At 41.6% G+C, this 262-nt stretch carries 1 pseudogene; it reads left to right on the top strand.

Annotated features, from left to right (window positions below):
• Positions 1 to 262, top strand: a pseudogene (locus ACNQ0T_RS24460) (hypothetical protein); the annotation flags it as partial.

Raw genomic sequence — 262 nt, 5'->3', positions numbered from 1 at the left:
GTATGGCGAAATGTACATTTCTGCTAATGACGTCTTTAAATATAAAAATGACGACTATTCCGACTATATTGGGGATGGTAGCAATGCTATAAAATTGCGCAGTGGTGATGGGATCCATTTCAGTGGTAAAGGGCAACAAATGATTGCCGAAAGCGTATTTTCACTGATCCATTTCGAAGAGGAAGACAAGGAACCTCATGAAACTGAACAACCAGAATCAGGTCAAGAGCTGTCTATTATACACATCTCCGAGCCCACGAGG

This window comes from Enterobacter cloacae complex sp.6700776 (assembly GCF_048284255.1).
GTDB lineage: Bacteria > Pseudomonadota > Gammaproteobacteria > Enterobacterales > Enterobacteriaceae > Enterobacter > Enterobacter intestinihominis.
The sequence above is the reverse complement of the archived record's forward strand: the minus strand, read 5'-3'. Positions and strand labels throughout refer to the sequence as shown.